Origin of the sequence: Formosa agariphila KMM 3901, assembly GCF_000723205.1 — a bacterium.
Lineage (GTDB): Bacteria > Bacteroidota > Bacteroidia > Flavobacteriales > Flavobacteriaceae > Formosa > Formosa agariphila.
Map to the genome: position 1 here is coordinate 2,924,221 of NZ_HG315671.1, position 15,489 is coordinate 2,939,709.

Genomic DNA, 15,489 nt, shown 5'->3' on the forward strand with positions numbered 1-15,489 from the left:
TGGAATTATGTTATCACCACATTTTATATTAAAACAGTTAGGCCGTCTGGGTCTACACATCTTATTTTGGTGTGGTGTCTTGTTATTTTACACTTATTTTTTTGGCTCCGGAAGTAGCGATATGAGTTATGTACTCTCCTTCTCGCTGTTCTTAATGCCCATTACAATTGCAACAACTTACGTATGTATTTACAAACTAATTCCAGATTATTTAATGCTGAAAAAGTACGCACTTTTCGGACTCTACAGTTTGTATACTTTTATTATTTCGGCTTACCTGATTATCCTTTCTATCTTTTATGGCTTAATTTATTTATCGCATTTTGAATACAATAATATGGCACCTGTAAGTCAGAATTTATTATTTGTTATGATTGGTGTGTATTTAGTAACCACTGTAGTGAGTGCTTTTAAATTGTTAAAGTTGAATTTAAAACAGGTTGAAAACACCAGTAAATTAGAACACAAAATTCTTGAAACCCAACTGAAGCTAAAAGAACAAGAATTGCAGTATCTAAAAATGCAGATTCATCCGCACTTTCTATTTAACACCCTAAATACCATGTATGGGTTTTCGTTAAAAAAGGCTGATGAAACGCCTGAAATGATATTAAAACTTTCAAATTTATTAGATTATTTACTCTACCAAATCGACAAACCTTTTGTGTTATTGACAGATGAAATTAATCACATTCAAGATTATATTGCTTTAGAATCACTTCGGTTCAACAAAACGTTGAATATCAATTTCAATATTGAAAACATCTCCGAGACTACAAAAATTGCTCCCATGCTTTTTCTTCCTTTTATAGAAAACAGCTTTAAACACGGGGTTTTAAAACACGGTATATTAAATATTAAAATTGATTTATCGTTTAAAGACCACATGATTTATTTTTATATTGAAAATACAAGTGCATCATCTTCTGAAACCAAATCTGGTATTGGACTAGAAAACATAAAAAAACGTTTAGAGATGCTTTATAAAGACGCCTATACCTTGTCTATTTTAAATACGAATAGCACATTTAAAGTCCGTTTAACATTAAAAACAAAAGACGCTTTTGCAAACCAATAGAACCATATCGTGCCTAATTGTAGATGACGAAGTCATAGCCAGAGAAGTAATTGCTTCGCACCTATCTAAAATTAGCAACATTACAGTTGTTGCGAGTTGTAGCAATGCCATTGAAGCCTTTAACCAAATAAGCAATCATACCATTGACTTGGTATTTTTGGATATAAACATGCCAGAAATCTCCGGAATTTCGTTTGCTAAATCCATTAACCCTAGTATTAAAATAATTTTCACTACAGCATATCGCGATTATGCTGTTGAAGGTTTCGAGCTTCAGGCTGTAGATTATTTATTAAAGCCCATTTCTTTTGAAAGGCTATTAAAGGCTGTAAATAATTATTTTGATGTTTATACGGAATCTCAACATGGGAATTTACCAGTAGCAGACGTTTCAGACTTTATGTTTGTGCGTTCCGACCGGAAAATGATAAAAATAGATTTTGATGCTGTTGTTTATATAGAAAGCTATAGCGATTATCTAAAAATTCATTTACAAGATTCCACTATCGTGACGCGCGAAACCATTAGCGCTATTGAAGTAAAACTTCCGCCAAAACAGTTTTTAAGAATACATCGGTCGTATATTATTTCAGTAAAAAACATTACCTCGTTCACAAACGAACATGTTACCATTTTAAACCAAGCATTGCCTATTAGCAGAAGTTATAAAAAAGAGATTTTAGAGCTTTTAGAACGGTATTAGAATGTAAATTTAAACAAATTACACTTCACTGTAAAGCATAAAAAAAGCGACCTAAATTAGGTCGCTTTAATATTATATAAAAAGCGTTTTAAACATGTAAAGCACGATCTCCAGTTGCTGCTAGGGCCGCTTCTTTAATCGCTTCTGTAAATGTTGGATGCGCATGAGACATTCTAGAAACATCTTCTGCACTAGCTCTGTATTCCATAGCTACAACCGCTTCGGCAATCATATCGGCAGCACGAGCACCAACCATATGTACACCTAAAATTTCATCGGTAGTTTTATCTGCAAGAATTTTCACAAATCCGTCTAAATCCATACTTGCTCTACTTCTACCTAAAGCACGCATTGGGAACGATCCTACTTTGTATTCTACTCCAGATTCTTTTAATTGCTCTTCTGTTTTACCAACAGTTGCAACTTCTGGCCATGTGTACACCACGCCTGGAATTAAGTTATAATCGATATGTGGTTTTTGTCCAGCTAAAGTTTCAGCAACAAATACACCTTCTTCTTCGGCTTTATGAGCTAACATAGCACCTTTTACAACATCACCAATAGCATAAATATTAGAAGCACTAGTTTGTAAATGGTCGTTCACTTCAATTTGTCCACGGTCTGTAAGTTTCACTCCAGCAGCTTCAGCATTTAAACCATCTGTATACGGACGACGTCCAACAGACACTAAACAATAGTCTCCTTTAAATTCTACTTCTTCTCCTTTTTTATTGTCAGCTTTTACAATAACTTCATCACCAACGCGCTCTACAGATTTTACTTTGTGAGACACATTCATTTTGAATTTTTGCTTCTTTAAAACTTTATTAAGTTCTTTAGATAAGCCAGCATCCATAGTAGGGATAATACGATCCATAAATTCTACTACAGAAACCTCAGAACCAAGACGCTTGTAAACTTGTCCTAATTCTAAACCAATAACACCACCACCAATTACGATTAAGTGTTTCGGAATTTCTTTAAGTTTTAAAGCTTCGGTAGACGTAATGATACGTTCTTTATCGATATTAATAAATGGTAAGCTAGAAGGCTTACTTCCTGTTGCGATAATTGTATTTTTTGCTTCAATCTCTACAGTTTCCTCTCCAGAAATTGTAATGTGAGTGGCATCTTTAAATGCACCTAAACCTTGATATACATCGATGTTGTTTTTCTTCATCAAGAAGTCGATTCCACCAGTTGTCTGGTCTACAACAGACTGCTTACGCGCAATCATTTTTTCAAGATTTACTTTTACATCACCAGGGATTTCAATTCCGTGCTCTTCAAAATGCTTAATCGCATCTTCGTAGTGATGAGAAGAATCTAGTAAGGCTTTACTAGGAATACATCCTACATTTAAACACGTTCCACCAAGTGTTGAATATTTTTCTATAATTGCAGTTTTCATACCCAGTTGTGCGCAACGTATTGCTGCTACATATCCTCCAGGTCCTGAACCGATAACGGCTACATCGTATGAATTCATAAAGTTTATTTTGATTCTTTTTTTAAATGGTACACAAAAATACAAATTTACATAGGTTTAGCAGCTTAACATTATTAAAATTTTAAGCTTTTTTTTGAGAATACACTAATGCACTATTAGCCTTAAACAGGAATAATAGTGCTGTGTTTCACTTCATTAATCACAAACATACTGTGCGTACTCCCAATATGATTAATTGTTGTGAGTTTATTCACCATAAATTCCCGAAACGCAACCATATCTTCTACCATTACTTTTAATAAATAATCGTAATCGCCACTGATGTGATAACACTCCATGACCTCGTCTAAATTGGCCACCTCTTTTTCAAACTGAACCACATAAACCTGACTGTGCTTTACGAGCTTGATATGACAATACGCCACGAAAGACTTCTGTACTTCGTCTTTATTTACCAAAGCCACATACCTATTAATAACCCCTTGGTTCTCTAATTTTTTAATCCGTTCGTAAACTGCAGTAACCGATAAATTGAGTTGCGTAGACAACGCTTTATTGGTCTGTTTACTATCCGTTTGAAGTAAAGTAATGAGTTGTTTGTCGATGGCATCAAAAATCATATTGAAAAATTTTCTATTAAAAGTTATAAACGGAGCTCTAAACCAAATATAAAACTATTTTAAACCAAATAGATAGTTTAATAATCTAAATAAACAGACAACCATTGATAAATATACTAAATTTCATCAATTTTGATTCACATCAAAAAATAAAATAATGGCATTTAAACCCGCAAACAGCATTCAAGACTTACAATATTTCGGAGAATTCGGAGGCGTAAATCCTTCCATCTCAGATTCATCTACATATACCTTTATATCGGCTAAAACCATGTTCGATACTTTTGAAGGCAATACCGATGGCTGTTACTTATATTCCCGTCATTCTTCTCCTTCCAATCTTTATTTAGGCGAAGCTTTGGCCGCTATGGAAGGTACAGAAACTGCAAATGTTTACGCTTCAGGAATGGGCGCAATTACCTCTGTGTTACTTCAAAATTGTGGCGCTGGCGATCATGTTGTTTCTAGTCGAACTATTTATGGCGGTACCTATGCGTTTCTGAAAAATTTCGCTCCACGATTCAATATCAAATCATCTTTTGTAGACATTACAAAATTAGAAGTGGTTGAAGCTGCCATAACACCAAACACTAAAATGATATATTGTGAATGTGTGAGCAACCCATTATTAGAAGTCGCCGACATTAAAGGTTTAGCTCAACTTGCAAAAAAGCACAACCTACAATTGGTGGTCGACAATACCTTTTCGCCTTTAAGCATTTCTCCTGCAAAACTTGGAGCCGATGTCGTTATTCATAGTTTAACAAAATTTATAAACGGTAGTAGCGATACCGTTGGTGGTGTGGTTTGCGGTACTCAAGATTTTATTAATGAATTAAAAAATGTAAACGACGGTGCGGCTATGCTATTAGGATCTACAATGGATAGTATGCGATCGGCTTCTGTTTTAAAAAACCTGAGAACGCTTCATCTTCGTATGCAACAACACAGTAAAAACGGATTGTATTTAGCCGAAAAATTTGAAGCCAACGGATTAAAAACCGTATATCCGGGATTAGCATCTCATCCTGCTCACGAATTATTTAAAACCATGATGAACACACAGTACGGTTTTGGAGGTATGCTAACCATTGATGTAGGCTCTATTGCTAAAGCTAACGCACTTATGGAACTCATGCAACATAAAAACTTAGGGTATTTAGCCGTGAGTTTAGGTTTCTATAAAACCTTATTTTCTGCACCAGGAAGCTCTACCTCCTCAGAGATTCCAGAAGACGAGCAAAAAGCGATGGGTTTAAGCGATGGCTTAATTAGATTTTCAATAGGTTTAGATGCCGATATAGAACGTACCTATAACATGATGCACGAATGCTTGGTAGAATTAAAAATATTAGAATAGAAATTATTATTTCTAAACTTAAGAACACTTCTATTATTAGAAGTGTTTTTTTATGTCGCGTTTTTTGAAAATTTTGTTTATCTGAATCCGTATTTGCACATAAGCGTGTAAAATCGTAACATTACAAATCTTAATTTAACCGTAAAAACAGCGCATGGAAAGCCAAGACATAAAGCCCACAACACCCAAAGACGACCCAATTGTAGAAAACAGAGAACTAAGTATTTGGGAGGCTTTAATACCCGTTTTAGCTTTAGTTGTTATGTTGTTTTACAATGTAAAATATGCCTTTGGCGATGATGCTTTAAGTGGAAGTAATCAGTTTCTTTTGTTACTTGGAGCAGCAGTTGCCGCGATAGTTGGTTTTAAAAACAAGGTAACTTACGACCAAATGTTGGAAGAAGTAGCCGAAAATATTAAATCGACTACGGGGGCCTTACTAATTCTTTTATTTGTAGGGTCTTTGGCCGGAACTTGGCTAATTAGTGGTATTATTCCGTCTATGATTTATTATGGATTACAAATTTTAAATCCTACAATTTTCTTACCGGCCTGTGTTATCATTTGTGCCATTATCTCTATAGCTACGGGAAGTAGCTGGACCACGTCTGCAACTGTTGGTATAGCTTTAGTTGGTATTGGAAATGCTTTAGGTATAGACCACGGCATGACCGCCGGAGCTGTAATTTCTGGAGCATATTTCGGAGATAAAATGTCGCCTTTAAGCGATACTACTAACCTTGCTCCTGCCATGGCTGGAGGCGAGTTATTCTCGCACATAAAATATATGACCTATACTACAGTTCCTACTTTAATAGTTACGCTGATACTTTTTATAATTATAGGATTTTCTTTAGACATACACGGAACCACAGACACCTCCGCAATGCTTGCTTCAATAGATGCCGCATTTAATATTTCTCCGTGGTTGTTTTTAGTACCTATTGCTGTAATATTAATGATTGTAAAAAAAGCACCACCATTACCTGCCTTATTAGTAGGTACATTATTAGGAGGCGTATTTGCATTAATTTTTCAGCCAGAAATTGTTAAATCCATTACAGGAACAACAGAACTCAATGCCCTATCGGCTTATAAAGGAATTATGACCGCTATTACTGTAGACACGGCAATAGCAACAGAAAGTGCAGAATTAAACGATTTGTTTTCTTCAGGAGGTATGTATGGTATGTTAGGGACGATTTGGCTAATTATTTGCGCTATGGTTTTTGGTGGTATTATGGATGCTATTGGAGCCCTTTCTAGAATTAGTAAAGCCGTTTTAAATTTATTCGATACCGTATTCGGATTATTCGCTAGTACAGTAATTAGTTGTATTGGTTTAAATGCTATTGCAAGCGACCAGTATTTAGCCATTGTTATTCCTGGACGTATGTACAAAAAGGCTTTTGAAGATAAAGGACTGGCTCCCGAAAATTTAAGTAGAACATTAGAAGACTCCGGAACTGTAACTTCTGTTTTAGTGCCATGGAATACCTGCGGGGCCTACCAAAGCAGTGTCTTGGGCGTTGATACATTTCATTATGCGGGCTACGCCTTCTTCAATTATTTGAGTCCGTTTACCACTTTAATTTTTGCGGCTTTTAGAATTAAAATCAAGCAACTTTCAGATAAATAGCCTATCTCTATCAGTTTTAAAATTAACTATAATAAAATCTTATACCATTATAAAAATTTAAAATTTTGTTTACACTATAAATAGACATTGAGCCGTATATTTGCCTTAGAAAATTAACTATTATAAAATATAAATATTATGGCATTTGTAGGTAAAAAATTTCCAGATTTAAACGTTGACGCAATGAACGAAATGGGCGATACTTTTAAAGTAAACGTTCTAGAAGAAGCAGTTAACAACAAGAAAAAAGTAGTTTTATTTTGGTACCCAAAAGATTTCACTTTTGTATGCCCAACTGAATTACACGCATTCCAAGCTGCTGTTGCAGAATTCGAAAAAAGAAACACTATTGTAATTGGTGCATCTTGCGATACGCCAGAAGTACACTTTGCATGGTTAAACACCGCTAAAGATAATGGTGGAATTGAAGGTGTAACTTACCCAATTTTAGCGGACTCTAACAGAAACTTAGCATCAACTTTAGGAATCTTAGACATTACAAACGAAACGTATAACGAAGACACTGGAGTTGTAACTGTAGAAGGTGATAACGTCACTTACAGAGCAACCTATATTATAGATGAAGATGGTGTTGTACAACACGAAAGTATTAACAACATGCCATTAGGTAGAAATGTTGGTGAATATTTACGTTTAGTAGATGCGTTAACTCACGTACAAGAAAAAGGTGAAGTTTGTCCTGCAAACTGGGAAGAAGGAAAAGATGCAATGAGCGCTAACAGAGATGGTGTTTCTAGCTACTTAGCTTCTCACTAATTAAAATACACAATGCACCATCCTTTTTCACGAAAGGATGGTAATCTAAAAAATCATCTGTTATGGTACAAGAATTAGAACAAGACAATTTAAGTGAAATTGTATCTGGTAATGATACAGTAGTTGTGCAATATTCAGCAACTTGGTGTGGTAATTGTAGAATTATGAAACCAAAATTTAAAAAATTAGCGACCGAAAACGAGAACATCACTTTCGTAATTGCTGATGCTGAAAAATTCACAGAATCTAGAAAACTAGCAAACGTAGATAACTTGCCTACTTTTGCAACCTTTAAAAAAGGTGAATTTGTAAACCAAGTACAAACGAATAAGTTTGACGTTTTAAAAGAGTTAGTCGATGAAGTTACCAGTAATTAAACACCTGACTCAATTTATTGAGGAAAATGATGAAGATTTCGTAAATGAAACCATCGAAACACTTGAAGCTCTTACTGAAGTATCATCACTTAAAGATGAAGAATTAGATGTTATTGGTGAATTAATATCGAATATGTATGGCGCTATCGAGGTCAACAACATGATAAAAAACGGTACCCCACAGAAAGAAGCTTTAAATAGTTTTATGAAACGTGTTATGGGTTCTATCGATAAATAAGAAAAATTGAAAACTGAAAAACTTTACAACAAAACCACTTTGCGAAAGCAAGGTGGTTTTTTGCTTTATAACATCCCGTAGTTCTTTCACGAGTTTATAACGTCAAAAATAGTATCGATAAAGTTAAACAATTAATAAAAATGTCTTTAGGAAACTTATATTCTATAACTTTAAGTATAATTTAAAATAGAAGTTTCCAAGATGAACTAATCGATAAATTTTCAATAGTCTGTTTTCACGAATGCTTTACATGTATTAGTTTCAGCAATTCAGAAGAAAGCAAACAGTGTCCATATTATGTACTATTACAAAATGTATTTAGGACATTTTTTAAAACCGTCAACTATCGGACTACCAAATAATTACCACAGGTTTTGAATTCTTATTTTTTTTATTTTAATTTTATATGAACACGAATTAAATAAACTTTAATTATAGATAAAAACAAAATCATCAATTATACTTATACTGATATAGAATTTGAAAATTAAAAATACCAATTTATAAATATCAACTAATGTACATTTGAAAGACAAGAACACATAAAACACCTAAACCTTTTTAGATATGGCAAACGATAAAAACTCAAAAGCATCAGACGATATTAGTCAATGCCCACACCATCAACAACAACAACAGCAGCAACAACAGCAACAACGTCAGGACGAACAAGCAGATCCTATTACAGAAGAAAACGACAAACAAAGCGGTAGTCATGGTTCATCTGCTGGAAAATGTCCTGTTATGCACGGCGGAAATACAACCACGAAATCTACTGTAATGGAATGGTGGCCAAACGCACTAAATCTTGATATTTTACATCAGCATGATTCGAAAACAAATCCTTTAGGAGAAGATTTCGATTATCATGAAGAATTAAAAAAGTTAGATATCGAAGCCCTAAAAAAGGATATGCATGCACTCATGACAGATAGTCAAGATTGGTGGCCTGCAGATTGGGGACATTACGGCGGATTATTTATTCGTTTATCATGGCACTCTGCTGGAACCTACAGAATTTCTGATGGACGCGGTGGTGGCGGAACAGGGAATCAGCGTTTCGCACCTTTAAATTCTTGGCCAGATAATGTGAGTTTAGATAAAGCAAGAAGATTGCTTTGGCCTATCAAGAAAAAATATGGTAATAAAGTAAGCTGGGCAGATTTAATTGTGCTTGCTGGAACTATTGCTTATGAGAGCATGGGCTTAAAAACATACGGATTTGCATTCGGACGTAAAGACATTTGGAATCCTGAAACAGACACCTATTGGGGTGCAGAAAAAGAATGGTTAGCACCTAGTGACGAGCGTTATGCAAATGTGGAACATCCCGACACTATGGAAAACCCGTTAGCTGCAGTACAAATGGGATTAATCTATGTCAATCCAGAAGGTGTAAACGGAAAACAAGACCCATTAAAAACAGCTGCACACATCCGTGAAACATTTGCACGTATGGCGATGAACGATGAAGAAACTGTAGCCTTAACAGCTGGTGGACATACCGTTGGTAAAACTCACGGAAACGGCGATGCTAGTATTTTAGGACCAGAACCTGAGGCTGCAAATGTAGAAGAACAAGGTATGGGTTGGAGTAATCCAACTAAATCTGGGAAAGGTCGTTATACTGTAACTAGCGGACTTGAAGGTGCATGGACAACTAACCCAACAAAATGGGATGGTGGTTTCTTTGAAATGCTATTCAATCATGAATGGGAATCTGTTAAAAGTCCTGCCGGTGCTTTACAATGGGAGCCTGTAAGTATTAAAGATGAAGATAAACCTGTAGATGTAGAAGATTCAAGTATCCGACACAACCCAATGATGACCGATGCAGATATGGCCATGAAAATGGACCCTATTTATAAAGAAATCTCGTTAAAGTTCATGAACGATCAGGAGTACTTCTCTGAAACTTTCGCTCGTGCTTGGTTTAAATTAACGCATAGAGATATGGGACCTAAAGCGAATTATATCGGTACTGATGTCCCTGATGAGGATTTAATATGGCAAGACCCTATTCCTGCTGGAACATCGGACTATGATGTTGCGGCAGTAAAAAATAAAATTGCTGCTTCAGGATTATCTATCCCTGAAATGGTAAATACAGCTTGGGATAGTGCGCGTACATTCCGTGGATCGGATATGCGTGGTGGAGCAAATGGAGCACGTATTCGTTTAGCACCGCAAAAAGACTGGGAAGGTAATGAGCCACATCGCTTAACTTATGTACTATCTGTTCTTGAACCTATTGCTGCAGAATTTGGGATTAGTATAGCAGACACGATTGTATTAGCTGGTAATCTTGGTATTGAGCAAGCGATTAAAGCAGGCGGTTTAGATATTGATGTGCCGTTTACTCCGGGCCGTGGCGATGCAACAGACGAGATGACCGATGCTGATTCTTTTGCGCCTTTAGAACCTTTAGCTGATGGCTATAGAAACTATACTAAAAAGGAATATGTTGTTAGTCCTGAAGAATTGATGCTTGACCGTACCCAATTAATGGGCTTAACGGCACCAGAAATGACAGTTCTTGTTGGAGGTATGCGAGTACTTGGAACAAATTACGGGAATACTAAACATGGTGTTTTCACAAACACTATTGGAGCACTAACAAACGATTTCTTCGTAAACCTTACAGATATGGGGAACTCTTGGAAACCAACAGATAAAGGACTTTACGACATTTGCGACCGTAGAACAGGAGTTGTTAAGTGGACTGCAACACGTATGGACTTAGTCTTTGGATCGAATTCAATATTGCGTTCTTATTCTGAAGTCTATGCACAAGACGATAACAAAGAGAAATTTGTGAAAGATTTTGTAAAAGCTTGGAATAAAGTTATGAATGCAGATCGCTTCGATTTAAAATAAAAATAATATTTTGAGTAACCATAATTGCGGTTTCAATTTTATATTGAAGCCGCTTTTTTAGTTGTTACACATTTAGATTCTTTATTTCCAATTATGAACAACTAATTTCAGTTTGCTTGACGTATTAAAAAACCTCTTCAAAAATGAAGAGGCACTAAAAGTCAATTTCAAATATCTCTTAAATAAAATTAAGCTTTTGGTAACAGCACGGTATCAATAACATGAATTACACCATTAGATTGATTAACATCTGCAATAGTAACTTGTGCTGAATTTCCATTCTCGTCTGTAATATAAACGGCTTCCCCTTTTAACCATGCCGTAATCATACCACCGCTAACAGTTTTAATTTCTGCTTTACCTTTTCCTTTTTTTATCAACTTTAAAAGATCTGAAGCATTCCATTGTCCTGAAACAACATGATATTCTAATAGGGCTTGTAATTTCATTTTATTTTCAGGCATTAATAAGGTTTCAACAGTTCCTTTTGGCAAATTAGCAAAGGCTTCATTAGTTGGTGCAAATACAGTAAAAGGACCTTCACTAGATAACACATCTACTAAATCTCCTGCTTGAACTGCCGACACTAACGTGGTATGATCTTTAGAGTTTACTGCATTTTCAACTATATTTTTAGTTGGGTACATTTTAGCTCCACCTACCATAACCGTATGCTCTTTCATCATCCTGTTTTGTGCGAACACATTAATAAATGAGAAAATTGCGATTGAAAATAATAGTGATTTAAATACTTTTAATGTTTTCATAATTCTGGTTTTAAATATTGTTATTATTGTTTCAGGTGTATTAACGAATTTTAAAGGATGTCGGTTTTATGTTTTAAAACAATTTAACAATTCATTAACTAGACACTTCAGCTAAACAACTACTTTTAAGCAACTTAAATCGCAAACAAAAAATTAAAAAAATAGCATAAACATCTAATTATTATTAATTTTAACCACAAATAAAAAAACGTAATTATGGCAACAGTAACCTTAAAAGGAAACGAAATACAGACTTCAGGAGATTTACCAAAAGTTGGAACAAAAGCACCCGATTTTACATTAACAACTATAGAATTAGGTTCGAAATCATTAAAAGATTTTGAAGGAAGTAATATCATTTTAAACATTTTTCCAAGTGTAGATACTGGAACATGTGCACAATCTGTTAGAGAATTTAACAAAGAAGCTAGCGCTTTAGATAATACAAAAGTACTTTGTATTTCTCGTGATTTACCATTTGCGCAAGCGCGTTTTTGTGGTGCAGAAGGTTTAGAAAACGTAATTTCTTTATCAGATTTTAAAGATGGTAGTTTTGGAAAAGCTTATGGCGTTAATTTTACTACCGGACCTTTAGAAACATTATTATCTCGTAGTGTAGTGGTGTTAGACGAAAAAGGAAATGTAAAATATACAGAACAAGTATCTGAAACTGTAGACGAACCGAATTACAAAGCTGCTTTAGATGCTTTAAAAAATGGCTAAAAAAGAATCGTTTCTTGTAAACAGAATTAAAAGTGTAGGATATGCGTATAAAGGCGCTATCCTACTCTTAAAAACCGAATCTAGTATAAAAATCCAATTTGCTATTGCGATTTGCGTTACCATAGCTGGATTTTACTATAATATTTCGGCAACAGAATGGATGGTACAAGTACTAGCTATTGGAATTATCATGACAGCAGAAGGTTTAAATACTGCTGTAGAAGCTATTGCCGATTTTATTCATCCAGAATTTCACAACAAAATAGGCTTCCTTAAAGACATCTCGGCAGGAGCCGTTTTTATAGCTGCAATCGCGGCAACTATTGTTGGTTTTATTATTTATCTACCAAAAGTATTTTAAATACTATACCCTTAGGATAACCGTTAGTAATTTGTATTTTTGCTCAAATTAACAACAGCGCGTTGATGGCTAAAAAAAAACCGAAAACTAAACAATCTAGTACTCCTAAATTCAAAAAACCAAGTCTGACTTTAACAAACCAACAAAAGCTTATTTTTGGTAGTTTGCTAATTATAATTGGATTTATTTTAGGTACTGCATTTTTATCTTATTTCTTTACAGGAAAGGCCGACCAAAGTATTCTTAACGAATTTTCTTTGCGCGAAGCCGAAGCTGAAAACTGGGTAAAAAAGTTAGGTGCAATGCTTAGTGATATCTTTGTATATCGCGGGTTTGGTGTTGCTGCTTTTATCTTTTCGGGTCTACTTATTCGCTCTGGACTACACGTCCTTTTAGATGTAAACCATGCCAAATTAAGACGGTATTGGTTTTGGGGTATGTACCTTATGATTTGGATTTCTGTATTCTTCGGTTTTTTCGGAGAAAAACATTCCATTTTAGGAGGAACTGTAGGCTTCGAAACGAATACGTATTTACAAGATTACATTGGTATTTTAGGGGTAGCTTTACTCCTATTCTTCGGACTTATAGTATATCTCGCTACACGATTTAAAATAACAATTCATAGTTTTATCGCACTATTTAAGTCGGCTAAAAAAGATATTTCAGATGAATTAAAATCGGATAGTGAAGCATTTGTGCCTTTCGATAATAGTTTAACAGACGAGGCCGAAGCTATAAAATCGGCTAATAAAGTTGTTAAATCAGAAAAGCCAAAACCAGAAAAACCAGCGCCTTCTGTAAAAGAAACTATTCCAGAACCTACACCGGTTGTAGAATTTGAACCTATAGCTCCAAAACCTGTAAACGAAGTACCTATTAGTACTTTTGAAGTTGAGGCTCCAAAAGAAGAAATTACTACCGAGACTGCCGAGTTAAAAATAGAAACCGTTGAAGAAGAACTTTCTGAAACCGATAATTTATCAAATAAATTAGTCGCTGATTTTGGGTTATTTGACCCGACTTTAGAGCTTGGTAAATATCAATTCCCTCCATTAGATTTATTAAAAAAATACGATAACGAGGGTATTTCTATCAACCAAGAAGAACTTGAAGGCAATAAAAATAGAATTGTAGAAACCTTAAACAACTATAAAATTGGTATTGCAAGTATTAAAGCTACTATTGGACCAACAGTTACTTTATATGAAATTGTACCCGAAGCAGGTGTTCGTATTTCTAAAATTAAAAACTTAGAAGATGATATCGCCTTATCGCTTTCTGCACTAGGTATACGTATTATTGCACCTATACCTGGAAAAGGAACTATCGGTATAGAAGTACCTAATAAAAATTCTACCATCGTTTCTATGCGATCTGTAATTGCATCGCAAAAATTTCAGAAAACAGATATGCAATTGCCAATTGCTTTTGGTAAAACCATTAGTAACGAAACCTTTGTGGTCGATTTGGCTAAAATGCCTCACATGCTTATGGCTGGTGCTACGGGGCAAGGTAAATCTGTTGGACTGAATGCGGTACTTACATCTCTGCTTTATAAGAAACACCCTGCTGAAGTTAAGTTTGTATTGGTAGATCCTAAAAAGGTTGAATTAACACTCTTCAATAAGATTGAGCGTCATTATCTAGCCAAACTTCCAGACGAAGCTGAAGCCATTATTACCGATAACACCAAGGTTATTAATACGCTTAATTCACTTTGTATAGAAATGGATAATCGTTACGAAATGCTTAAAAATGCATTATGCCGTAACATTGTAGAATATAATACAAAGTTTAAAGCACGTAAATTAAACCCGAACGACGGCCACGCCTTTTTACCGTACATTGTATTAGTTGTAGATGAATTTGCCGATTTAATAATGACGGCAGGTAAAGAAGTTGAAACACCTGTAGCTCGTTTAGCACAATTAGCGCGTGCCATTGGTATTCATTTAATTATTGCTACACAGCGTCCGTCTGTAAACGTTATTACGGGTATTATTAAGGCCAATTTCCCTGCCAGAATTGCATTTAGAGTAACAAGTAAAATAGATTCGCGAACCATTTTAGATGGTTCTGGAGCAGACCAACTTATTGGTCGTGGAGATATGTTATACACCCAAGGAAACGAATTAGTACGTATACAATGTGCGTTTGTAGATACTCCAGAAGTAGAACGTATTGTAGATTTTATTGGAGCTCAAAAAGCATTTCCAGATGCACATTTACTTCCGGAATATGTTGGTGAAGAAGGTGGCACAAATCTTGATATTGATATCTCCGACAGAGATAAATTATTTAAAGATGCTGCCGAAGTTATTGTCACTGCACAACAAGGTTCAGCCTCATTATTACAACGTAAATTAAAGTTAGGATACAATCGTGCTGGGCGATTAATCGACCAATTAGAAGCTGCTGGAATTGTAGGTCCTTTTGAAGGTAGTAAAGCCCGACAAGTATTAGTTCCAGATTTTATTGCGTTAGAACAATTATTAGAAAATGAAAAGAATAACTAG

Annotated in this window: 14 protein-coding genes; 11 read left to right on the forward strand and 3 right to left on the reverse strand. The window is 35.0% G+C overall.

The features are described from left to right. Window positions 1–7 precede the first annotated feature (7 nt). Window positions 8–1,078, forward strand: a complete 1,071-nt coding sequence (locus BN863_RS12140) for a sensor histidine kinase (RefSeq protein WP_038530966.1) — start codon at window positions 8–10, stop codon at window positions 1,076–1,078. Continuing rightward, complete coding sequence (locus BN863_RS12145) at window positions 1,065–1,781, forward strand: LytR/AlgR family response regulator transcription factor (RefSeq protein ID WP_038530968.1); 717 nt, start codon at window positions 1,065–1,067, stop codon at window positions 1,779–1,781. The genes BN863_RS12140 and BN863_RS12145 overlap by 14 nt, the downstream gene beginning before the upstream one ends. An 88-nt stretch (window positions 1,782–1,869) precedes the next feature. Here the strand turns inward: BN863_RS12145 and lpdA are convergent, their stop codons facing one another. Next, window positions 1,870–3,270, reverse strand: coding sequence for a dihydrolipoyl dehydrogenase (gene lpdA / locus BN863_RS12150; RefSeq protein WP_038530970.1), 1,401 nt, complete (start codon window positions 3,268–3,270; stop codon window positions 1,870–1,872). A gap of 122 nt (window positions 3,271–3,392) precedes the next feature. Then, window positions 3,393–3,851, reverse strand: coding sequence for an Lrp/AsnC family transcriptional regulator (locus BN863_RS12155; protein ID WP_038530972.1), 459 nt, complete (start codon window positions 3,849–3,851; stop codon window positions 3,393–3,395). A 157-nt stretch (window positions 3,852–4,008) separates the two neighbouring features. On the opposite strand from BN863_RS12155, the gene BN863_RS12160 reads away from it, so the two are divergent. From BN863_RS12160 to katG, 6 genes are all read left to right on the forward strand, one after another. Beyond that, window positions 4,009–5,211 carry an aminotransferase class I/II-fold pyridoxal phosphate-dependent enzyme gene (locus BN863_RS12160; RefSeq protein WP_038530974.1) on the forward strand — a complete coding sequence of 401 codons (1,203 nt, stop codon included), beginning with the start codon at window positions 4,009–4,011 and terminating at the stop codon, window positions 5,209–5,211. A gap of 154 nt (window positions 5,212–5,365) precedes the next feature. Beyond that, complete coding sequence (nhaC, locus tag BN863_RS12165) at window positions 5,366–6,850, forward strand: Na+/H+ antiporter NhaC (RefSeq protein ID WP_038530977.1); 1,485 nt, start codon at window positions 5,366–5,368, stop codon at window positions 6,848–6,850. Between the two features lie 138 nt (window positions 6,851–6,988). Further along, window positions 6,989–7,627: a peroxiredoxin gene (locus BN863_RS12170; protein WP_038530979.1), complete on the forward strand. Its 639-nt coding sequence runs from the start codon at window positions 6,989–6,991 to the stop codon at window positions 7,625–7,627. A 62-nt stretch (window positions 7,628–7,689) separates the two neighbouring features. Beyond that, on the forward strand, window positions 7,690–8,004 hold the full coding sequence (locus BN863_RS12175) for a thioredoxin family protein (protein WP_038530982.1): 315 nt from the start codon (window positions 7,690–7,692) through the stop codon (window positions 8,002–8,004). After that, entirely contained in the window at window positions 7,985–8,242 is a 258-nt protein-coding gene (locus tag BN863_RS12180) for a DUF6952 family protein (RefSeq protein WP_038530985.1), read from the forward strand. The genes BN863_RS12175 and BN863_RS12180 overlap by 20 nt, the downstream gene beginning before the upstream one ends. Window positions 8,243–8,809: 567 nt before the next feature. After that, entirely contained in the window at window positions 8,810–11,119 is a 2,310-nt protein-coding gene (gene katG, locus BN863_RS12185; RefSeq protein WP_084817536.1) for a catalase/peroxidase HPI, read from the forward strand. A gap of 188 nt (window positions 11,120–11,307) precedes the next feature. On the opposite strand, the gene BN863_RS12190 is transcribed toward katG, so the two are convergent. Continuing rightward, complete coding sequence (locus tag BN863_RS12190; RefSeq protein ID WP_038530988.1) at window positions 11,308–11,886, reverse strand: fasciclin domain-containing protein; 579 nt, start codon at window positions 11,884–11,886, stop codon at window positions 11,308–11,310. A gap of 216 nt (window positions 11,887–12,102) precedes the next feature. Between BN863_RS12190 and tpx the strand changes: the two genes are divergently transcribed. The 3 genes from tpx (at window position 12,103) to BN863_RS12205 (ending at window position 15,489) form a co-directional block, all read left to right on the forward strand. Next, window positions 12,103–12,609 (forward strand): thiol peroxidase, encoded by a 507-nt coding sequence (gene tpx / locus BN863_RS12195; RefSeq protein ID WP_038530991.1) that lies wholly within the window; start codon window positions 12,103–12,105, stop codon window positions 12,607–12,609. After that, entirely contained in the window at window positions 12,602–12,970 is a 369-nt protein-coding gene (locus tag BN863_RS12200; RefSeq protein WP_038530993.1) for a diacylglycerol kinase, read from the forward strand. Before tpx ends, BN863_RS12200 begins: the two co-directional genes overlap by 8 nt. Before the next feature lie 65 nt (window positions 12,971–13,035). Further along, window positions 13,036–15,489, forward strand: a complete 2,454-nt coding sequence (locus BN863_RS12205; RefSeq protein ID WP_038530996.1) for an FtsK/SpoIIIE family DNA translocase — start codon at window positions 13,036–13,038, stop codon at window positions 15,487–15,489.

Bases quoted from the DNA above. Each gene is read 5' to 3' on its own strand.
- BN863_RS12140 (WP_038530966.1), top strand. From the start codon at position 8: ATGTTATCACCACATTTTATATTAAAACAGTTAGGCCGTCTGGGTCTA.
- lpdA (WP_038530970.1), bottom strand. From the start codon at position 3,270: ATGAATTCATACGATGTAGCCGTTATCGGTTCAGGACCTGGAGGATAT.
- BN863_RS12155 (WP_038530972.1), bottom strand. From the start codon at position 3,851: ATGATTTTTGATGCCATCGACAAACAACTCATTACTTTACTTCAAACG.
- BN863_RS12160 (WP_038530974.1), top strand. From the start codon at position 4,009: ATGGCATTTAAACCCGCAAACAGCATTCAAGACTTACAATATTTCGGA.
- nhaC (WP_038530977.1), top strand. From the start codon at position 5,366: ATGGAAAGCCAAGACATAAAGCCCACAACACCCAAAGACGACCCAATT.
- BN863_RS12170 (WP_038530979.1), top strand. From the start codon at position 6,989: ATGGCATTTGTAGGTAAAAAATTTCCAGATTTAAACGTTGACGCAATG.
- BN863_RS12175 (WP_038530982.1), top strand. From the start codon at position 7,690: ATGGTACAAGAATTAGAACAAGACAATTTAAGTGAAATTGTATCTGGT.
- BN863_RS12180 (WP_038530985.1), top strand. From the start codon at position 7,985: ATGAAGTTACCAGTAATTAAACACCTGACTCAATTTATTGAGGAAAAT.
- katG (WP_084817536.1), top strand. From the start codon at position 8,810: ATGGCAAACGATAAAAACTCAAAAGCATCAGACGATATTAGTCAATGC.
- BN863_RS12190 (WP_038530988.1), bottom strand. From the start codon at position 11,886: ATGAAAACATTAAAAGTATTTAAATCACTATTATTTTCAATCGCAATT.
- tpx (WP_038530991.1), top strand. From the start codon at position 12,103: ATGGCAACAGTAACCTTAAAAGGAAACGAAATACAGACTTCAGGAGAT.
- BN863_RS12200 (WP_038530993.1), top strand. From the start codon at position 12,602: ATGGCTAAAAAAGAATCGTTTCTTGTAAACAGAATTAAAAGTGTAGGA.
- BN863_RS12205 (WP_038530996.1), top strand. From the start codon at position 13,036: ATGGCTAAAAAAAAACCGAAAACTAAACAATCTAGTACTCCTAAATTC.